Below are 18,526 nucleotides of genomic sequence, written 5' to 3'. Positions count from 1 at the left end.
GCGGCGCGCCAGGACAGACCGCCATGAACACGACGCTACCCTCCTCCGCCCGCCATCGCGCCGGGCCGCCGCTGCCGGCGCGCGCCAAGCGCTGGCTGTACCTGATCCATCGCTGGGCGGGCATCGTGCTGTGCCTGTTCTTCGCCATGTGGTTCATCTCCGGCGTGGTGATGATGTACGTGGGCTATCCCAAGCTCACGCCGCAGGAACGCCTGACGCACTTGCCCGCGCTGGATTCCGGGGCGATCAGTGTCACACCCGCGCAGGCGCTGGCGGCGGCGGGAGCCAAGGACGCCGCCGGCATGGCGCTGGCCGCCGCCCGCGGCGGCGCGCCGGTCTACGTGATTCCCGGCGAGGCGCGCCGCGCGCCAAGGATGGTGGACGCCGCCAGCGGCGCTCTGTTGCCCCCGGCCGATGCCGCGACCGCGCTGGCCACGGCCCGTGCCTGGTCGGCAGGCCAGTATGCCGCCCGCTACCTGGGTACCGTGGACGAAGACGCCTACACCCATTCACGCGCGCTCGGCCCCGACCGGCCGCTGCACCGGGTGGACCTGGACGATCCCGCGCATACGCGGCTCTACATCTCGTCCGCCACGGGCATGGTGGTGCTGGACGCCACCCGCGCCGAACGCGTCTGGAACTACGCGGGCGCCTGGATCCACTGGCTGTATCCGTTCCGCGGCAATGCGTTGGACGGTTGGTGGCACGACATCGTGGTGTGGCTGTCGGTCGCAGGCGTGCTGCTGGCCGTGACGGGCACGGTGGTCGGCATCCTGCGCTGGCGCTTTTCGCGGCCCTATGCCAGCGGCAGCCGTTCGCCCTACCGCGAAAACATGATGCGCTGGCACCACCTGAGCGGCCTGCTGTTCGCGGCCATCACCATCACCTGGATCTTCAGCGGACTGATGTCGATGAATCCGTGGAAGCTGTTCAGCAGCGGAGCGCCGCCCTTGGCCCAGGGAGCCTATGCCGGCGCGCCGGGGAACACGCTGGCCACGCCCCGGGAACTGATCGCAGCCCTGCCCGCCGCCCCGCGCGAATTGCGCTGGGCCCGCGCCGACGGCCAGGACGTGGTGCTGGCGCGCAGCGCCGCAGGCGCCCCGCTGGTGCTGTCGGCCGGCAACGCGCAGCCCTACACGTTCGACCCGGCGGCCCTGCGCGCCGCCGCCGCCCGGCTGGTCCCCGGCGCCCGGCTCGCCAGCGCCGAAACGCTGCAGGCCTATGACTTCTATTACTACGCCCGCGACGAGCACGCGATGCTTGGCCATGTCGAGAAGCCGCTACCCATATGGCGGCTGACCTATGACGATCCGCAGGCGACCTGGGTCTATCTGGACCCGCGCACGGGACAGATCGTGAGCCGGCAGGACAGCGGTTCGCGCACCAGCCGCTGGCTGTTTGCCTTTCTGCATAGCTGGGACTGGACCGGCCTCTTGTCGCGCCGTCCGCTATGGGACGCCCTCCTGGTGTTCCTGAGCCTGGGCGGCGCGGCGCTCAGCCTGACCGGCGCGGTGATAGGCTGGCGGCGGCTGGGCAAGAAGCTGCGGGCCTGAAGCGCCGGCGCGGATGCACTATGCTCACAGCCTTGCATGACGATCTACCGGAAAGAGGAGCTTCCATGTCCGACGTAACCATCTATCACAACCCCAAGTGCGGCACCTCGCGCAACACCCTGGCCATGATCCGCAACGCCGGCATCGAACCGGAGGTCGTGCTGTACCTGGAAACGCCGCCCTCGCGCGCCACCTTGAAGGCACTCTTCAAGAAGGCCGGCGTCAGCGTGCGCGAGGCCCTGCGCGAGAAAGGCACGCCTTACCTGGAACTGGGCCTGGACGACGCTTCCCTCTCGGACGACGCGCTGCTGGACGCGATCGAGCAGCACCCCATCCTGCTGAACCGCCCCTTTGTCGCTACGCCGCTGGGCGCGCGCCTGTGCCGCCCGTCGGAACTGGTGCTGGACATCCTGCCCGCCCCGCAGCAAGGCGCCTTCGCCAAGGAAGACGGCGAAGCCGTGATCGACGCGCAGGGCAAACGCATCCAGAAGTAAAAGGACGCAGTCCGCGGCCTTTTGTAAGCGGACTGACGGCTGGGATCATTACCATCGCGGCAATCGTTTCATTACGCCGCGATGACAAGTCATGAATCCCCTTGAAAGCCTCAATCAGTCCCTTTTTCTCTCGATCAACGCCGACCCGGCCACTCCGGTTTGGCAGATCCACGCCGCCATGCTGGTGGCGAACCGGCTGATCCTGCTGGTGCCGGTCGTGTTGGCCGCCCTGTGGCTGTGGGGCGGCCGGCCGCAGCGCGAGGTCGCGCTGAAGGCGCTGGCCAGCATCGCCGTGGCGCTGTTCGCAAGCTACCTGTGCGGCGCGCTGTGGCCGCATGCGCGGCCCTTCGTCATCGGCCTGGGACACGCCTTCTTCCCGCACAAGGCGACGTCGTCGTTTCCCAGCAACCACACCATCATCATCGCCACGCTGGCGTTCGCGCTGATCTATGACCGGCGCTGGGCCGGCTGGGGCTGGCTGGCGCTGGCCGCGGCCGTGCTGGTGGGCGCTTCCCGCGTCTACCTGGGCGTGCATTTCCCCCTGGACATCCTGGGCGGACTCCTGCTGGCGCCGGTGGCCGCCGCGCTGACCGCAATGGCGTGGCGCCGCTGCGGCGAACCGCTAACGGGCCTGACGCAGGGGCTGTACCGCAAGGTCCTGGCCCTGCCGATCGCACGCGGCTGGATCCGCGCCTGAACGAACGCCGCGCTCAGTTGATCGCGACCTTGGCGTCCTTGACCAGCTTGGCGTAGTTCTCGGTATCCGTGCCGATGCGCGCCTTCATCTCGGCTGGCGTATCGCCGATAGGCACAGCGCCGATCTCGGCCATCCGCCGCGAGAAGTCGGGCGAACGGATGATCTTGACCATCTCGGCATTCAGGCGCCCGACCACGTCCGCAGGCGTGGCCGCCGGCGCCAGCACGCCAAACCAGGTCCCCATGTTGAAGGGCTTCAGACCGGCCTCCTCCATGGTCGGCACATCGGGCAACGCGGCCGAACGCTGATTGGTGGTGACAGCCAGCGCGCGCAGCTTGCCGCTCTGGATGTGTGCCAGCACCGGCGTCACCGTGTCGAAGGACATGTCGATCTGGCCGCCCAGCAGGTCAGTGGTGAGCGGCCCGCTGCCCTTGTAGGGCACGTGCAGCAACTGCACATGCCCTTCCTTTTCGAACTGCGCGCCAATCAGGTGTTGCCCCGTGCCCATGCCGTTCGAGCCATAGGTCAGCTTGCCCGGCTGGCCTTGCGCCAGTTTCAGCAAGGACTTCACGTCCTGCGCCGGCAGCTTGGGATTGACCACCAGCACGTTGGGCACCAAGGCCACCGTGGTCACCGGCGCGAAATCCTTCTGGAAGTCGTAATGCAGGCTCTTGTAGACGCTGGTCGCAATGGTGTGGTGCACGGCGCCCATCAGCAGCGTGTAGCCGTCGGGCGCGGCCTTGGCCACGTAGTCCGCGCCCAGGGTCGAGCCCGCGCCTGGCTTGTTCTCCACCACCACCGGCTGGCCCAGGCTCTTGGCCAGCTCCTGGCCCAGCGCGCGCGCCAGCACGTCGGTGGTGCCGCCGGCCGGAAACGGCACGACCAGGTTCACGGGCCGGGCCGGATAGCCCTGCGCCTGCGCGCCGCCGGCGAAGGACAGGCCCGCCAGGCAGGCCAGCGCCAGGATGCGCGCAGGGTTCGTTCTCTTGTGCATGCTTGTCTCCTCGGTACGAATGGAATTCGCTTGTTCTCGTGGATCCCGCAGCGGGCCTGGGGTCTTGCGCCCCGATCCCGCTTCGGGTTTGCTTCGCCTATGCGGCCTTGGCCCTGTCCGCAGCCGCCAGCTTCGCGCACACGGCCGCCGTGACTTGCTCCGTGGTGGCGGTTCCGCCCAGGTCGCCCGTGTGCAGAGAAGGATCGGCAGTCACGCTTTCGATCGCCTGCATCAGCCGCGCGGCGGCCTGCGTTTCGCCCAGGTGCTCCAGCAGCATGACCACGGACCAGAAGGTGCCGACCGGGTTCGCCAGGCCCTTGCCCATGATGTCGAAAGCCGATCCGTGGATGGGTTCGAACATGGAGGGATAGCGGCGTTCCGGGTCGATGTTGCCGGTGGGCGCGATACCCAGGCTGCCGGCCAGCGCCGCCGCCAGGTCGCTCAGGATGTCGGCGTGCAGGTTGGTGGCGACGATGGTGTCCAGCGAGGCGGGGCGGTTCACCATGCGGGCGGTGGCCGCGTCGACCAGTTCCTTGTCCCAGGTCACGTCCGGAAACTCGCGGCTCACCTCCATGGCGATCTCATCCCACATGACCATGGCGTGGCGCTGCGCATTGGACTTGGTGACTACCGTCAGCAACTTGCGCGGACGGGATTGCGCCAGCTTGAAGGCGAAGCGCAGAATGCGTTCGACGCCCGCGCGGGTCATGATGGACACGTCGGTCGCGGCTTCCAGCGGATGGCCCTGGTGGACCCGGCCGCCCACGCCGGAGTATTCGCCTTCGGAGTTCTCGCGCACGATGACCCAATCCAGCTGTCCCGGCGCACAGCGCTTGAGCGGCGCGTCGATGCCGGGCAGGATGCGCGTCGGACGCACGTTGGCGTACTGGTCGAAGCCCTGGCAGATCTTCAGCCGCAAGCCCCACAGGGTGATGTGGTCGGGAATGTGCGGATCACCGGCAGAACCGAACAGGATGGCGTCCTTGCCGCGCAGCGCATCCAGGCCGTCGGCCGGCATCATCACGCCGTGCTTGCGGTAGTAGTCGCCGCCCCAGTCGAAATCCTCGAACTCGAAACTCAGGCCGCCGTCCCGGGCCAGTTCCTGCATGATGCGCTGTCCGGCGGGTATTACTTCCTTGCCGATGCCGTCGCCGGGGATGGTTGCGATGCGATAGGTCTTCATGTGCCGACTGGGCTCCTTGCTGGTGAGATGCTGTCGGCACTGTACTGAGGCCCGCGGCCTGCGGGCGCCGTGGAATTCACAACATCTTTTACCTGGAGTTGAAGGTGGCAGACGGAGAAAGCGGACGCACATGAAAAAACAGCGCCCGCATGGGGCGCTGTGTCAGGTTGCGGCCATGAACCAGCCGCGGGCGCGCTGCGATCAGCAGCGGCCGATGTTCAGGTCGGAGATCAGGTTGTTGAAGTTCTGGCGCAGGCTGTTGGCGTCGTCTTCGATGGTGGGACGCATCATCTTGAACGCGCCGGTGCGCGCGGCGTCTTCCTTGTAGCGGCCATTGTTGGTGTGTTCCAGGATCTTGCGGCCGGAGGCCAGGAAGCCGTTGACGTTCATCATCATGCCGGAGCAGCCCTTGGCGTCGGCTTCACGCGTCTTCTTGTCGAAGCCCAGCGCCATTTCGTTCATCTTGTCCAGCTCCTGCTTGAACGCGTCCTGGTCGGCGCCCAGGCCCTTGCCCTCAAATACGCCCGAGGCCTTGTCCATCGTGGCCTTGCCGTAATAGACCATGCCGGCGCGGTAGTAGGCGACCGTGTCCTTCTTGGCTTTCTCGAAGGCTTCCTTGGTGTTGGCCGTGTCCTTGATGGAGATGCCGCGGTAGAAGCCGTTCTCCGCCTTCACGACTTCGGTCAGCGCCGCGACATAGGCCGGACTCTTCTCGCGCGCCAGCGCGCCGTTGTCGGACAGGAAGGTCTTGGCTGCGGCATAGTTCTGCAGTTCGTGGCTCAGCGGCGCCAGCTTGCCCAACGCATCCGAGAATTCCTTGGCCGGCCCGTCGATCTCGGCGATGGGCGTCGTCATCGCCAGCGCGCGGTCGAGCTTCTCCTTGGTGCGCTGGATCGTCGAATCATTGCTGATGACAAAATCCTTGAGCGGCTTGCCTTCCTTCAGCGCCGGGACGGCATAGGCCTCGTAGCGTTCCAGCGCCTGCTCGAAAGTCGTGGAAATGCTGTTGGCGGTGTCGACGTACTGGTTGTACTTGGTGATCTCGGCCTGGGCGGTGGCCGCCTCGGGCGCTTTCGCTTCCTTCTTGGCGCTATCGTCGCCGCACGCGGCGAGCGCCAGCGTGACGGCCAGAACTGCGGACATGCGCAAGGGGCGCGGCATAAACATCTTTGTTTCCTGTTGCGGGTTGCTCTGAAGGGGACGCATGATATGCCCATCAGATGCTTAACAAGCTACAAATCTATTCAACGCTGTCACAAGAATTTTCAAGCCATCTCTGCTCGTGATCCAGCAGCCAGCGCTTGCGGTGCAGTCCGCCGCCGTAACCGGTCAGGGCGGCGTCAGCGCCCACGATGCGGTGGCAAGGCACGACGATGCCTATGGGATTCGCCCCATTGGCCGCGCCCACCGCTCGCACGGCTGCGGGACGCGCAATGCGATGCGCCAGCGCGCCATAGCTGATCGACTGGCCGCCCGACACTTCGCGCAACGCCCGCCACACTTCCCGCTGGAAGTCCGTGCCGCCCGTGGCCACATCCAGCGCGTCGATGGCGCGCACGTCGCCGTCGAAGTAATCCAGCAGCGCGCGCCGCGCGGGCGAGGCCTGGGCCGCATCGCGCAGCGCCACGTTCTGATGGCGGTACTGCCTGCGCAGCAACAGATGCATGCGCGCTTCGTAGTCTTCCCAGTCGACCGCCCGCAGGCGCCGCTGCTCGTCGCTCAGGACCAGCATCAGGCCGATGGGCGTGGGTACGCGTTCAAGCAGAAATGTCTGGGTACGGGCTGGCATGGAATGGCCTCCTGCGATGATCGACGCAAACAATATAGGCGGGGGAGCGAGCCATGCGCTGGCGGTTTTCGGACAGGAATGCCGCATCCACAACACTGTCCGAAAACCGCTAGATCCGACGCCCGCCGCGGCGTTAGCATGATTCCATGGACCTGAACCACGACGCCTGCTACAGCGCCATCCAAGTGCGCGACTCCCGTTACGACGGCCGCTTCTTCACGGCAGTGAAGACCACGCGCATCTATTGCCGCCCGGTCTGCCCCGCGCGCACGCCATTGTCGAAGAACGTCACGTTCTACGCCACCGCGGCGGCGGCGCAGGAAGCCGGCTATCACCCCTGCCTGCGCTGCCGACCGGAGACCACGCCGGAAGTCGGACCCGGGCATGAACTGCCCGACAGCGTGGCGCGCGCGCTGCAACTGATCGAACTGGGCGCGCTGGACGAGGACGGGGTGGACGCGCTGGCGCAGCGCCTGGGCGTGGGCGAACGCCAGTTGCGGCGCCAGTTCCGCCAGCACCTGGGCGCCTCGCCCGTGGCCGTGGCCCAGACGCGGCGCGTGCTGCTGGCCAAGCAGCTGATCCACGAAACCCGGCTGCCGATGGCGGAGATCGCTTTCGCGTCGGGCTTTGGCAGCATCCGCCGCTTCAACGAGATCTTCCATGACCTGTTCGCGCGCGCCCCGGGCGAGCTGCGGCGCTCCGGCAAGCCGGAAGTTTCCGCGGCGCAGGAAGGCGAGATCAAGTTACTACTGCGCTACCGTCCGCCCTATGACTGGGACGCCATGCTGGCTTTCCTGCGGCTGCGCGCGATTCCCGGCATCGAACACGTCACGGACGACAGCTATGCGCGCACTGTCCTGCTGGACGGCTGCCAGGGCACGGTGACGGTGCGCCCGGGCCGCGGCGATGCGCTCGAGGCCACGGTGCGCTTTCCCCGGCTGCAAGCGCTGCCGGCCATCATCGCGCGCCTGCGCCGCGTCTTCGATCTGGCCAGCGATCCGGTCGCCATCGCCGCGCAGTTCGCCAGCGATCCCGTCATGACCGAACTGATCCGCGCGCGGCCCGGCCTGCGCGTGCCTGGCGCCTGGGACGGCTTCGAGCTGGCCATGCGCGCCGTGCTCGGGCAGCAGATCACGGTGGCTGCGGCCATACGCCTGGCCGGCAAGCTGGTGGCCGCGCACGGCGCCGCCATGACCCGTCCCGAAGGCGCGCTGACGCATGTGTTCCCCTTGCCTGAAGCCGTGGCGCCGGCCGAGCTTGCGTCGCTGGGCATGCCGCGCAGCCGCGCGGCCACCTTGTCGGCGGTCGCCGCGGCGGCAGTGGCGGACAAGCATCTGTTCGATGCCGCCGGCGGCCTGGAAGACGCAGTGCGCCGGCTGCGCACGATACGCGGCGTGGGCGAATGGACGGCGCAATACATCGCGCTGCGCCAGTTGCGCGAGCCGGACGCGTTTCCGTCCGCCGACATCGGCCTGATCCGCGGACTCGAAAGACTGGAAGCACGGACCTATACCCCGGCTCAATTGCTGGCCCGCGCCGAAACCTGGCGGCCTTGGCGCGCATACGCGGCGCAGCACCTGTGGACGGCCTGAGCGCGGCCCGGGTTCACCACTGGTCTTCCGCGCCCTTGCGGAAATACGCCACCAGGAAGTCCACGAACACGCGCACCTTGGCCGACAGGTGGTGCCGTTCCGGAAAGACAGCGTAGATGTCGGCTTGCGGCAAGGCGTAGTCTTCCAGCACCTGCACCAGCCTGCCGCTGCGCAGATAGCGCGCCAGATCCCATTCGGCGCGCTGCAGGATGCCCAGGCCGGCCAAGCCCCAGGTCAGCGTCACTTCCCCGTCATTGCTGCTGAGGTTGCCGCGCACCTTCACGGTCTCGCTGCGGCGTCCCTTGGTGAAACGCCACAGGCCGTACGCAGCTTCATTCTGCCGCAGCACGATGCACTGGTGCCGCGCCAGGTCGTGCGGCGTGGCAGGCACTCCGTGGGCCTTCAGGTAGCCCGGCGACGCGCAGACCAGGCGCCGGTTAGGCGCGATCTTGCGGGCGATGAGGCGGGTGTCGGGCAGGTCGCCGAAGCGCACGGCCACATCGACGGCGTCCTGCACGAAGTCGGCCGGGCTGTCGGTCAGCTGCAATTGCAGCGACACCTCGGGATATTTCCGAGCGAACTCCGCAATCGCGGGCGCGATGTAGCTGCGGCCGAAACCCAGCGGCGCGTTGATCTTGAGCAGGCCGCGCGGACTGTCCTGGCGGCTGGCGATCAACTGGTCCAGGTCTTCGATCTCGCCCAGGATGCGGCGGGCGTTCTCCAGGTAGACCTCGCCTTCCGCGGTCAGGCTCAGGCGTCGCGTGCTGCGATTGACCAGCCGCACGCCCAGCCGCGCCTCGATCTGGGCCAGCCGCTTGCTGACCGCGGCCGGCGTGACGCCCAGCTCGCGGGCGGCGGCGGACATGCCGCCGGCGCGCACCAGTTCGACGACCAGCTGCAACTCGTTGGAATGTCCCATGGCCCCTCCAGGTCCGCAGGGTGCGCGGCACCCTGGCGCGGGGCGGATCAGTCGCGGAAGTTTTCGAACTGCAGCGGCAGGTCGACGTCGGTCTTCTTCAGCAGCGCGATGGCGGTCTGCAGGTCGTCGCGCTTCTTGCCGCTGATGCGCAGCTTGTCGCCGTTGATCTGCGATTCCACCTTGAGCTTGGCGTTCTTGATGGCGGCGATGAGCTTCTTGGCCACCGGCTGCTCGATGCCTTGCTTGATGGTGACCTTCTGGCGGGCGCCACCCAGGTTTTCAAGGGGATCGGCCACGTCCAGGCAGCGCACATCGATGCCGCGGGCCGACAGGCGGCCGCGCAGGATGTCCAGCATCTGCTTGAGCTGGAAGGCGCTGGAAGCGACCTGGGTCACGACAAATTCGTCGAGCTCGAACTTGGCGTCGGTGCCCTTGAAATCGAAGCGGGTGGCCAGTTCGCGGTTGGCTTGATCGACAGCGTTGGAGAGTTCGTGTTTGTCGACTTCGGAGACGACGTCAAAAGTAGGCATGACACGGGGTCCTGTTGGGTAAATGTTGAAAAAGGCGAATACCAGCGTAACGCCTATTTTACCGGCCCCACAGCCCGAGTCACGCCATCAGCACCAGCAGGCGGCCGGCCTGCAGGGGATGCGCGATCACCTGCGCGTCGATACCGTAGGCCAGATACAGATTGGCCGGCGTCAGGACCTCTGCCGGCGTCCCCTGGGCGATGCCGCGTCCGCCGCTGAGCAGCAGCAGGCGGTCGCACCAGCGGGCGGCCAGATTCATGTCGTGCAGGATCACCAGTACACCCGTATTGCCGGCATGGGCCAGCTCCCAGGAGCGCCGCAGCAGGTCGCCCTGGTGCTTGGGATCCAGGCTGGCGGTGGGTTCGTCCAGCAAGAGGTAGCGCGGCTCGTCGCGTTCGCGCGCGGCATGGCATTGAACCAGTACGCGGGCGAACTGGACGCGCTGCTGTTCGCCGCCGGACAGCTCGGGATAGCGCCGCCCGGCAAGATGCGCGGCGTCGGCCTCGCCCAGCGTTTGCGTCACCAGCGCGTCCACCACGGATGGCGCCAACTCCGGGAACGGATAGGCGCCCATGGCGACCACCTCGCGCACGCTCAGGTCGAAGGTCAGCCCCGGCTTTTGCGGCAGCACGGCGCGGCGGCGCGCCTGCTGCCGGTGCGGCATGGCGGCAAGCGAGGTTTCGCCCAGACTCAGCTGGCCCGCATCGGCAGGCAATTCCGCTGACAACACGCCCAGCAAGGTGGATTTGCCGGCGCCGTTGGCCCCCAGCAGGCCCACGACTTCTCCCGGACGAATGTCCAGCGATACATCGGTGAGAATGCGCGCTGCGCCGCGATTCACCGTCACGTTTTGCGCGGTTAGCGTCATCCTATCCTCCGTCCGCGCGCCAGCAGCCACAGAAAGAACGGCCCGCCCACCAGGCCCGTCACCAGGCCGATAGGCAGCTCCGCCGGCACCACCACGGTACGCGCCAGCCAATCCGCGAGGATCAGCGCCAGGCCGCCGGCCAGGATGGTCGCAGGCAGCAGCCAGCGGTGATTGGCGCCCAGTGTCATGCGCACCAGGTGCGGCACCACCAGGCCGACGAAGACAATGGTGCCCGTGGCGGCGACCAGGGGCCCGACGACGAGCGCGCTGGCCAGCACCAGCCTGGCCCGCACGCGCTTGAGCGTGTAGCCCAGATGCTGGGCCTCGCGCTCGCCCAGCAGCAGCGCGTTCATGACGCGCCACTGGCTCATCAGCCACAGGCTTACCAGCAGCACCCAGGGTCCCAGGAAGGCCAGCACCTTCCAGTTCGCGCCGCCCAGGCTGCCCATGTTCCAGAACGTCAGGTCGCGCAGCTGCGCGTCGGTGGCGACGAAGGTGAACAGGCCGATCAGGCTGAACGCCATGGCCGTGATGGCCACGCCTGCCAGCAACAGGCCCGCCACGCCCGGCACGCGCCGGCCCACCGCGTAGGCGCAAAGCGTGGCCAGCAGGCTGCCGGCGAAGGCGGCAGGCGCGGTGATCCAGAAGCCGCCGGACGTCAGCACGATGGCGGCCACCGCCCCCAGCGCGCCGCCCGCCGAGATGCCGATCAGGCCGGGTTCGGCCAGCGGATTGCGGAACAGCGCCTGCATGGCCGCGCCAGACACCGCCAGGCCCGCGCCCGCCACCAGCGCGAACAGCACGCGCGGCAAGCGGATGTCGATCAGCACATTGCGCCACAGGGCAGTCTCCGGCGTGGGCGCGCCCCACAGCAGGGTCGGCAGCTCGCGCAAGGGGATCGCCACCGCGCCGTTGGCGGTGGCGGCCACCACGGCCAGCATCAGGGCCGCTGCCAGCAGGCCCAACGCCAGCGGCGCGCTAACGCGCCATGACATGCGCAACCTCCTGCTTGAGCTGGGTCAGCGCCAGCGGCAGGCGCGGTCCCATGCCCAGGATGAGCAGGTCGTCCATCACGACGACGCGCCGCTTCGCGGCCGCCTGGGTGGATGCGATGCCAGGCATGCGCAGGAAGGCGTCCATGCCGCCGCCGGCGTCCAGCGATGCCTGCGTCACGATGATCAGGTCGGGCGCCAGCGCCCCCATGGCCTCGGCCGACAAGGGCTTGTAGCCATGCTGGTCTTGCAGCACGTTCACCAGCCCCGCCAGGTGCATGACTTCGTTGGCGGCGGTGTCGCGGCCGGCGCCTTGCGGCGAGCCTGTGCGATTGATCAGCAGCAGCGCCCGCGCGCGCGTCGCGGGTACCGCCTCGGCGCGCGCGAGCTCGCGCGTGACGTCTTCCACCATGCGTTCGCCCGCCGGCGCCACGCCCAGCGCATCGGCAATGCCGCGGATGCGCGACTTGAGCGAATCCACCGACGGCGCGTCCGACACGGTGACGACGCGCACGCCGACGTCCGCCAGGCGCTTGAGCGCGTCCGGCGGTCCGGCCTGCTCGGAAGCCAGCACCAGATCGGGCTTGAGCGACAAGACGCCTTCCACCGGTACCGAACGGTAGTAGCCGACGCGCGGCAGCTTGGTCGCGGCCTCGGGATAGAGGCTGGAGAGATCGTCTCCCACCAGCTTGTCGCCCTGCCCCAGCTGATACACGATCTCGGTCACGGTGCCGCCCAGGGTCACCACCCGGGCGGGCGGCGCCGCGTACGCGCCGAGCGCGATTGCCCAGCCCGCCGCCATTGCCAACCATTTTTTCATCGCTACGTCCTTATGGGCTCAGGCGGCCAGCGGCACGCTGCACAGGCTGATCATCAGTTCGCGCCATTGCGCCAGCTCCGGCTTGCCGGGCTTGCGCTCGCCGAAGAACTGCGCGATCAGGTCGCCGGTGGCGGAATACAGCTCCAGCGAGGTGACCCAGCCGTCCGTGGTCGGCTTGTTCACCACCCAGGCGGACGCGATGGCGGTGGTGTCCAGGTGCAGGTTGAACTTGGGGTCCAGCACGTTGTACCAGGGGCCGGTGCGGCGCAATTGCTGCACCGGGCCGGTATGGATCTGGATCATGCCGCGGTTGCCCACGAAGCACATGATGGACAGCCCGGACTGCGCCGCGGATTCCAGCATGCGTTCGACGGCATCGGCCGGCACCTGCTGCGCCAGGTCCTCGCCCGCGGCCGCCAGGGCGGCCAGGCGCGACACCTTGAACTTACGCAGCAGGGGGAAGAATTCGTGCGTGTCCTGCATGCCCAGCCAGGCCTCGCGCCACTGCGCGCCGTCCTCGACCCGGTCGGCGTCGGCGGCGGGCGCATAGGGCTGGGTCTCGGGCCATTGCGCCTCGCCCGCGAACTTGGCGACCAGGGCATCGTAGGCGGAGGCATCGGTGGCGTCGGTGCGGTAGACCTTGTGCACCGCCACGCCCGCGCCGTCGAAGAACTGCAGGCTGTGGCGGCCGTCCTGCTCGACCGCCCAGGCCGACTTCCAGGCCGTGAAGAAAACGCGCAGGTCGATGTCCGGCCCCAGCACCAGGCCTACCGGACCGTCGGCCTGGATGTCCTCATACACGCCGTGACGCTCGTGCACACACCAGTCGTTGCGCGTCAGCGCCATGACCGGGCCCAGCGTGCCCAGTTCGCGGAAGATCTCCTGGGGCGTGCCGTGCAGGGCGGTGGCCTTCAGGCCGCTGCATTCGGCCGCGACCCACTCGGCTTCGGACACTCCCAGCGATTGCGCCAGGTTGCGGGCGCGCAGCTTGGGTTGCGAGGCGGCCAGGGCCTCGTTGCGAGCGCGCAGTTCCTGGGCGCGGGACATGAAATCGGTGTTGCTCATCGTGGGCCCTCCGGCCGTTGCTAAGGTTTGCGTAGACCGCCGCCGTCCCGGCATTGCCCGGACCGGCGGCGGGTCAGGATCAATACTGGTATGTCAGTGAGACGCGCAGGCTGCGTCCCGGTTCCGTGTACCAATCGACCGGCCGCGGAATGGCGATGGCGCCGGCGGTCGGCACGTTGATGGCCTCCCAATACTTCTTGTCGAACAGATTGAAAACGCCTGCCTGCACCTGCAGCCCCTTCACCGCGGCCGGACGCCAATAGCCCATCAGGTCCACCACGCCGTAGCCGGGCGCCTGGAAATCGGGATTGCGCGCCGTGGCCGTGGCCTCGGGATACTCGACCTTGTCCCGCTTCAGGGCGGTAGTCAGCATGGCGTCCACGCCCCACACGTCGCGGCCGTAGCCCAGGCCCAGCACCGCCTTCAGCGGCGCCACCGAGTTCAGGTACTGCCCCGTGCTCTCGTCCTTGCCCACGGCCCACGCCAGCGAGCCCCAGGTGCGCCAGCCTGGCGAAAACTTCCAGTGCGCGCTGGCTTCGGCGCCATAGATGCGCACCTTGGCGCGATTGACGTTGCCGGTCACGCCCAAGGGATACTGTCCGGCCCAGCCCGGCTGCCACTGGGGCGAGGACGCGTTCAGCGGCACGTCGCCATCGATGAAGTTCTGGTAGCGGTTGTCGAACAACGATACCGCGCCGCCCAGGGAATCGGAACCGATCTTGGCGCCCAGCTCCCAGCCCTTGCTGGTTTCGGGCTTCAGATAGGGATTGCCCACGCGCAGGTAGGTGCCGGGGCCGCCGTAGTTGGTGTAGAGCTGGGTCGGGCTGGGCGCCTTGAAACCGTAGGCGTATTGCGCGTAGAGGCTCAGCTCATCCGCGGCCTTCCAGGTGGCCAGCAGCTTGGGCGAGAAACGGCTGCCGCTGTTGGACGGCGGCAGCGCGCCTGCGTTCGGGTTGCTTTCGTAGCTGGCCGTGGACTGCGGCTTCTGTTCGTAGTGGTCGTAGCGCAGCGCCGGCATGATGGTGTAGCGGCCGTCGGCGAAGCTGAATTCGTCCTGCACCCACAGGGCCCATTGATTGCCCTTGGATTGCGGCACATCGGCCTGGTTGGTGTGCAGCATGTCGCACAGGCGCGGGCCGAAAATCGGCCGCGGTGCGCCGGGAGGGATCACGGGACAATTGTCGTAGCCCCCGGAATACTGCTCGGTCTTGTTGCCATACCACTCCCCGCCTACGGTCCACAACTGCGACACCGAGGCGCCCGCCAGGCGCTTGGTGACTTCGGCATTGGCGCCGAACATGGTCTGCCGGATGGAGTTGCTGCGGCCATAAGGCCCGCTGGGATAGCCGTAACGGAACGGATCGCCCGGTATGGCGTAGGCCCGGGAATCGACGCTGCGCACGCCGCTCAGCGAGCTGTCCAGCTGCAGGCGCTGCCAGTAGACGACCGCGGTGGCCGTGTCGATCAGGCTGTCCGCACCGGGCGCCTTGTACGAGTAATCGAGCGACACCCGTTGGCGCTCGGTTTCCTTGCGGGTGCTGTTCTCGCCGTACAGATAGCTGGTGCCCGCGCCCTGCTCGAACATATTGTCGATGTCGGCGTTGCGCTTGAAGTATTCGCCGGTCAGGCCGAAGCGGTGGCCGCCTTCGACGCGCTGCTGCAGCTTCAGCAGGAAGCTGCGCTGGTCGTAGTCTTCCGGGCTGGGTTCGCTGCGCTTGGGTCCGTAGCCGCCCACGTCGCCGCGGTTGTCCAGGGCATGGCCGTTGCGTACGCCCGCCTGCACCAGCCAGAACGTATTGCTGTGGATCTGGCCCGCCAGGGCGGCGTTGGCGCCCCAGCTGCTGTCGGCCGTGTCGTAGTCGGTCTTGGCCAGCGCGCCGAAGGTCTTGCCGTCTGTCAGCAGGTCCGACGGTTGCAGCGTGTACAGGTCGGCAGTGCCGGAAATCGCGCCGGAACCGCCGCCGCTGGCGTCGGCGCCGCGCACGATGTCCAGCCGCGACAGGCTGTTGAAATCCACCGCTTCCAGCCCGCCCTTCAGGCCGCGCGCGCCGTCGTCCAGCCACGGCAGGCGGATGCCGTCCACGCGCGTCAGCACGCGATCCTGATCCAGGCCGCGGATGTTGATGCTGTTGGTCGTGCGGTTGAAGCTCACGCCGGGCTCGGCGCGCTTGCCGAAATCGCTCCAGTTCTTGACTTGAAGTTCGTCCAGGCGCTTGCGGTCGGTGCTGGTTTCCCAGGCCGGCGCGACCGGCGCGCCCTCGCCTTCCACCTGGACGGGCGCCAACTGCGTCACATCCGCGGGCAATGCCTGCAACACGTAGACGCGGGCGCCGCGCTCCTGCACGCCCAGGCCGCTGCCCGCCAGCAAGCGCGCAAAGCCCTCATTCACGGAATAGACCCCATCGAGCCCCGCCGTGCGGCGCTGGCCCACCAGCGCCGCGTCGAACAGCACCGTCACGCCCGCGCTGTCGGCAAAGCGCGGCAACGCCTCGGCCAGCGTGCCCGCGGGAATGCGATAGCCGCGCGCCTGCGTCTGCTGCGCGGATTGCGCCCACGCGGCGCTTGCGGGCAGCAAGGCGGCGGACAGCGCGGCCAGCGCCAGGGCGGCCTGCACGGCGGCGGCTAGATGCGTCATGCGGCATTGCAGGCCTCGGGCTGGTCGGGAGCCGCTTGCGCGGCCGGCGGGGAGATAAGCCATGGTCGTCCTTTCGATCCAAAAGGTGTCGGCATTCGTTTGCCTCTACAGACCATGACCCTCGTGAAATCCGAATCGGACAGCTGGCCCTCCACTTTTTTGTAACAGCGCGGGTTCAGGCCTCGGCTGCCGCGCGCAAGGTGATCGTCACCCAGTACGGCGTGCGATAGCGCACCTGCACCGGCAAGGTCGCGGGCAGTGCCGCCAGGACCGCATCGGTGTCGCGCACCTGGAACGCGCCCGAGATGCGCAAATGCGCCGCCTCGGGATCGCAACGCAGGATGCCGGAACGGTAGCGGCCCAGTTCGGCGGCAAAGGCGTCCAACCGCATGCGGTTGGCGTACAGCACGCCGCGCTGCCAGTCGCTGGCATGCGGGTCCGCGGGGGATGGCGGCGATGCGCCCTCGTCCGTCAGGCTGCTCTGTTGGCCAGCTTCCAGGCTGATCAGGCTGCGCGGATGCGCGGCGCTGCCGACGCGGACCCGCCCTTCCTGCACGCTGACGCGGCACAGGCCGCCTTCCTGGCGCACGCAGAAACGCGAGGACTGCGCCTCGATGTCTCCCTGGCTCGTGCGCACCACGAAGGGCCGCGGCGCAGGCGCCGTGTCGGCCACGGCATGCACCGCGATCTCGCCGGCGCGCAGGCGCACCAGGCGAGCCGTGGAGCTGTACATCACGTCGACGGCGCTGGCTGTGTTCAGCAGCAGCGTGGATCCATCCGCCAGCGCCACTTCGCGCCGCTCGCCCGGCGCGCTGCGGTAGTCCGCGGTCCAGTCGAGCGGATCGGCGCGCCAGGCGGCCCAGCCGACAGGACCGGCCACCACCAGCGCAATCAGTGTCTTGAGCGCAGCGCGGCGGCTTCTGAGCTCGGGCCGGTTCAAGGTCGCCATGCCCAGCGCCGCCGGGATCAGGCCGAAGCGTTCGTTCACGCGCTGCGCGCGCTGCCAGGCGTGCTCATGCTCGGCCTTGCTGGCGCGCCACAGTTCACAGGCCCGCTGGTCGGCGTCGGTGGCGCGGCCCGAACTCAGCCGCAGCAGCCAGCGCGCGGCCTCGCGCGCCACGCTGCGTTCGACGGCGGGCAGTTCGGACGCCGCCTCGGCCTGGGCGCTCAGATCGACGCCATGATGCATTGTTCGAATCCCTTGGCGATGTAACGGTGCACGGTGCGCAGCGACACGTTGAGGCGGGCGGCTATTTCGCCATGGCTCAGTCCTTCCAGCTGCGCCATCAGGAAGGCCTGGCGGGCCGGCAGGGACAGGCCAGCCAGCATCTCGTCGATTTCCTGCAGCGTTTCCAGGATGATCAGGCGCTGTTCGGCCGAGGGCGCCAGCGCCTCTGGCATCAGGGCCAGGGCTTCCAGATAGGCCTGCTCCACCGAGCGCCGCCGGTGGTGATTCAGCAGCAGGCGCTTGGCGATGGTGGTGAGATAGGCGCGCGGTTCGCGCAGGGCGTCCAGTTCATGGCGGTGGCGCAGCACCCGCACGAAGGTGTCCTGCGCCAGATCGGCCGCGTCGAAGCTGTTGCCCAGCTTGGCGCGCAGCCAGCCATGCAGCCATCCGTGATGAGCGCGGTACAGCAGTTGGACGTTGTCGCTGGCGGCGACCGCGGGATTCGGCACGGGTGGCTCCCTGAACTTTCAATCACAAATAGAAATCAATCTCATTCTAAATGCAAAACCATGATTCCGGTCAAGTCCGCGCGCCGCGCTTGACGGCGATATGATGGGGACGGATTCCTCCCTACAGGCCTGCCCCATGCTCTATGCCGCGCTCAAATTCATCCACCTGATGGCCGTGATCCTCTGGGTCGGGGGCATGCTGTTCGCGCACTGTTTCCTGCGGCCGGCGGCCGCGCAACTGGAACCGCCGGTCCGGCTGCGGTTGATGGCGTCGGTGCTGGGGCCATTCCTGAATGCCGTGCTGGCGGCCATCGTGCTGATCCTGTTTTCCGGCGCGCTCATGATCGGCCAGGAAGCCAGCCAGGCCGCGCAGACGGGCGGCTCCTTCTTCATGCCGCGCAGCTGGACCCTCATGGCCTCGGGCGGCCTGGTCATGACGGCCATCTACGCCTACATCCGTTTCGTGCTCTACCCGCAGTTGCGGGCGGCGGTCGCCGCATCCGACTGGCCCCAGGGCGGCCAGGCCATGGGCGGCATACGCCGCTGGGTCGGCATCAACCTGCTGCTGGGCATCGCCATCGTGGCCATCGTCTTTCTTGCGTAGGCGGATATCAGCCGGCGCCCGCCAGCTATCGGGCATGCGCAGGCTGGTATCGGAATTCTTTTGCTTGGTGCAATACGCATTACATCCGCGCTGGCCACACTGCGGATGACTCTC

The 18,526-nt window shown here is 67.9% G+C and carries 18 protein-coding genes; 5 read left to right on the top strand and 13 right to left on the bottom strand.

All coding sequences use genetic code 11. The features are described from left to right. Positions 1 to 23 precede the first annotated feature (23 nt). From AC1RHV_RS19155 to AC1RHV_RS19145, 3 genes are all read left to right on the top strand, one after another. On the top strand, positions 24 to 1,553 hold the full coding sequence (locus AC1RHV_RS19155; RefSeq protein WP_492301694.1) for a PepSY domain-containing protein: 1,530 nt from the start codon (positions 24 to 26) through the stop codon (positions 1,551 to 1,553). 65 nt (positions 1,554 to 1,618) lie between these two features. Continuing rightward, positions 1,619 to 2,047: an arsenate reductase (glutaredoxin) gene (gene arsC / locus AC1RHV_RS19150; protein WP_054451627.1), complete on the top strand. Its 429-nt coding sequence runs from the start codon at positions 1,619 to 1,621 to the stop codon at positions 2,045 to 2,047. Positions 2,048 to 2,138: 91 nt separating this feature from the next. Then, a complete protein-coding gene (locus tag AC1RHV_RS19145; RefSeq protein WP_492301692.1) occupies positions 2,139 to 2,744 on the top strand; it encodes a phosphatase PAP2 family protein in 606 nt (201 codons plus the stop codon). A gap of 13 nt (positions 2,745 to 2,757) precedes the next feature. On the opposite strand, the gene AC1RHV_RS19140 is transcribed toward AC1RHV_RS19145, so the two are convergent. The 4 genes from AC1RHV_RS19140 to ogt form a co-directional block, all read right to left on the bottom strand. Next, positions 2,758 to 3,738: a Bug family tripartite tricarboxylate transporter substrate binding protein gene (locus tag AC1RHV_RS19140; protein WP_119451784.1), complete on the bottom strand. Its 981-nt coding sequence runs from the start codon at positions 3,736 to 3,738 to the stop codon at positions 2,758 to 2,760. A 97-nt stretch (positions 3,739 to 3,835) separates the two neighbouring features. Then, on the bottom strand, positions 3,836 to 4,921 hold the full coding sequence (locus AC1RHV_RS19135; protein ID WP_054451630.1) for a tartrate dehydrogenase: 1,086 nt from the start codon (positions 4,919 to 4,921) through the stop codon (positions 3,836 to 3,838). Positions 4,922 to 5,122: 201 nt separating this feature from the next. Then, positions 5,123 to 6,088 carry a DUF3829 domain-containing protein gene (locus AC1RHV_RS19130; protein ID WP_054451631.1) on the bottom strand — a complete coding sequence of 322 codons (966 nt, stop codon included), beginning with the start codon at positions 6,086 to 6,088 and terminating at the stop codon, positions 5,123 to 5,125. Between the two features lie 73 nt (positions 6,089 to 6,161). After that, positions 6,162 to 6,710 carry a methylated-DNA--[protein]-cysteine S-methyltransferase gene (gene ogt, locus AC1RHV_RS19125; RefSeq protein ID WP_492301689.1) on the bottom strand — a complete coding sequence of 183 codons (549 nt, stop codon included), beginning with the start codon at positions 6,708 to 6,710 and terminating at the stop codon, positions 6,162 to 6,164. Positions 6,711 to 6,856: 146 nt separating this feature from the next. Between ogt and AC1RHV_RS19120 the strand changes: the two genes are divergently transcribed. Next, positions 6,857 to 8,302 carry an AlkA N-terminal domain-containing protein gene (locus AC1RHV_RS19120; RefSeq protein ID WP_492301687.1) on the top strand — a complete coding sequence of 482 codons (1,446 nt, stop codon included), beginning with the start codon at positions 6,857 to 6,859 and terminating at the stop codon, positions 8,300 to 8,302. A gap of 13 nt (positions 8,303 to 8,315) precedes the next feature. Here the strand turns inward: AC1RHV_RS19120 and AC1RHV_RS19115 are convergent, their stop codons facing one another. The 9 genes from AC1RHV_RS19115 to AC1RHV_RS19075 form a co-directional block, all read right to left on the bottom strand. After that, positions 8,316 to 9,221, bottom strand: a complete 906-nt coding sequence (locus tag AC1RHV_RS19115; RefSeq protein ID WP_054451633.1) for a LysR family transcriptional regulator — start codon at positions 9,219 to 9,221, stop codon at positions 8,316 to 8,318. A 47-nt stretch (positions 9,222 to 9,268) separates the two neighbouring features. After that, entirely contained in the window at positions 9,269 to 9,751 is a 483-nt protein-coding gene (locus AC1RHV_RS19110) for a YajQ family cyclic di-GMP-binding protein (RefSeq protein ID WP_054451634.1), read from the bottom strand. Positions 9,752 to 9,830: 79 nt separating this feature from the next. Further along, on the bottom strand, positions 9,831 to 10,619 hold the full coding sequence (locus tag AC1RHV_RS19105) for a heme ABC transporter ATP-binding protein (RefSeq protein ID WP_119451781.1): 789 nt from the start codon (positions 10,617 to 10,619) through the stop codon (positions 9,831 to 9,833). Continuing rightward, positions 10,616 to 11,560, bottom strand: coding sequence for a FecCD family ABC transporter permease (locus AC1RHV_RS19100; protein ID WP_492301783.1), 945 nt, complete (start codon positions 11,558 to 11,560; stop codon positions 10,616 to 10,618). The genes AC1RHV_RS19105 and AC1RHV_RS19100 overlap by 4 nt, the downstream gene beginning before the upstream one ends. 37 nt (positions 11,561 to 11,597) lie before the next feature. Then, positions 11,598 to 12,431 carry a heme/hemin ABC transporter substrate-binding protein gene (locus AC1RHV_RS19095; protein WP_119451780.1) on the bottom strand — a complete coding sequence of 278 codons (834 nt, stop codon included), beginning with the start codon at positions 12,429 to 12,431 and terminating at the stop codon, positions 11,598 to 11,600. 18 nt (positions 12,432 to 12,449) lie between these two features. Then, positions 12,450 to 13,496 carry a hemin-degrading factor gene (locus AC1RHV_RS19090; RefSeq protein ID WP_125471911.1) on the bottom strand — a complete coding sequence of 349 codons (1,047 nt, stop codon included), beginning with the start codon at positions 13,494 to 13,496 and terminating at the stop codon, positions 12,450 to 12,452. Between the two features lie 79 nt (positions 13,497 to 13,575). Continuing rightward, positions 13,576 to 16,131: a TonB-dependent receptor gene (locus tag AC1RHV_RS19085; RefSeq protein ID WP_492301684.1), complete on the bottom strand. Its 2,556-nt coding sequence runs from the start codon at positions 16,129 to 16,131 to the stop codon at positions 13,576 to 13,578. 175 nt (positions 16,132 to 16,306) lie between these two features. Then, the gene (locus AC1RHV_RS19080) at positions 16,307 to 17,320 is read right to left on the bottom strand and encodes a FecR domain-containing protein (RefSeq protein WP_192353999.1); all 1,014 of its coding nucleotides are present in this window, start codon (positions 17,318 to 17,320) and stop codon (positions 16,307 to 16,309) included. Beyond that, positions 17,299 to 17,808, bottom strand: coding sequence for a sigma-70 family RNA polymerase sigma factor (locus AC1RHV_RS19075; protein WP_054451641.1), 510 nt, complete (start codon positions 17,806 to 17,808; stop codon positions 17,299 to 17,301). The genes AC1RHV_RS19080 and AC1RHV_RS19075 overlap by 22 nt, the downstream gene beginning before the upstream one ends. Positions 17,809 to 17,944: 136 nt before the next feature. On the opposite strand from AC1RHV_RS19075, the gene AC1RHV_RS19070 reads away from it, so the two are divergent. Continuing rightward, positions 17,945 to 18,412, top strand: coding sequence for a CopD family protein (locus AC1RHV_RS19070; protein WP_492301682.1), 468 nt, complete (start codon positions 17,945 to 17,947; stop codon positions 18,410 to 18,412). Positions 18,413 to 18,526 lie beyond the last annotated feature (114 nt).

The sequence above is a fragment of the Achromobacter sp. GW823-FHT04E03 genome, assembly GCF_058796095.1.
Note: the sequence above shows the minus strand (reverse complement) of the source record. Positions and strands in the feature narration are given on the sequence as shown.

Excerpts from the sequence above, each read along its gene's own strand:
- AC1RHV_RS19155 (WP_492301694.1), top strand. The coding sequence starts at position 24 with ATGAACACGACGCTACCCTCCTCCGCCCGCCATCGCGCCGGGCCGCCG.
- arsC (WP_054451627.1), top strand. The coding sequence starts at position 1,619 with ATGTCCGACGTAACCATCTATCACAACCCCAAGTGCGGCACCTCGCGC.
- AC1RHV_RS19145 (WP_492301692.1), top strand. The coding sequence starts at position 2,139 with ATGAATCCCCTTGAAAGCCTCAATCAGTCCCTTTTTCTCTCGATCAAC.
- AC1RHV_RS19140 (WP_119451784.1), bottom strand. The coding sequence starts at position 3,738 with ATGCACAAGAGAACGAACCCTGCGCGCATCCTGGCGCTGGCCTGCCTG.
- AC1RHV_RS19135 (WP_054451630.1), bottom strand. The coding sequence starts at position 4,921 with ATGAAGACCTATCGCATCGCAACCATCCCCGGCGACGGCATCGGCAAG.
- AC1RHV_RS19130 (WP_054451631.1), bottom strand. The coding sequence starts at position 6,088 with ATGTTTATGCCGCGCCCCTTGCGCATGTCCGCAGTTCTGGCCGTCACG.
- ogt (WP_492301689.1), bottom strand. The coding sequence starts at position 6,710 with ATGCCAGCCCGTACCCAGACATTTCTGCTTGAACGCGTACCCACGCCC.
- AC1RHV_RS19120 (WP_492301687.1), top strand. The coding sequence starts at position 6,857 with ATGGACCTGAACCACGACGCCTGCTACAGCGCCATCCAAGTGCGCGAC.
- AC1RHV_RS19115 (WP_054451633.1), bottom strand. The coding sequence starts at position 9,221 with ATGGGACATTCCAACGAGTTGCAGCTGGTCGTCGAACTGGTGCGCGCC.
- AC1RHV_RS19110 (WP_054451634.1), bottom strand. The coding sequence starts at position 9,751 with ATGCCTACTTTTGACGTCGTCTCCGAAGTCGACAAACACGAACTCTCC.
- AC1RHV_RS19105 (WP_119451781.1), bottom strand. The coding sequence starts at position 10,619 with ATGACGCTAACCGCGCAAAACGTGACGGTGAATCGCGGCGCAGCGCGC.
- AC1RHV_RS19100 (WP_492301783.1), bottom strand. The coding sequence starts at position 11,560 with ATGCTGGCCGTGGTGGCCGCCACCGCCAACGGCGCGGTGGCGATCCCC.
- AC1RHV_RS19095 (WP_119451780.1), bottom strand. The coding sequence starts at position 12,431 with ATGAAAAAATGGTTGGCAATGGCGGCGGGCTGGGCAATCGCGCTCGGC.
- AC1RHV_RS19090 (WP_125471911.1), bottom strand. The coding sequence starts at position 13,496 with ATGAGCAACACCGATTTCATGTCCCGCGCCCAGGAACTGCGCGCTCGC.
- AC1RHV_RS19085 (WP_492301684.1), bottom strand. The coding sequence starts at position 16,131 with ATGACGCATCTAGCCGCCGCCGTGCAGGCCGCCCTGGCGCTGGCCGCG.
- AC1RHV_RS19080 (WP_192353999.1), bottom strand. The coding sequence starts at position 17,320 with ATGCATCATGGCGTCGATCTGAGCGCCCAGGCCGAGGCGGCGTCCGAA.
- AC1RHV_RS19070 (WP_492301682.1), top strand. The coding sequence starts at position 17,945 with ATGCTCTATGCCGCGCTCAAATTCATCCACCTGATGGCCGTGATCCTC.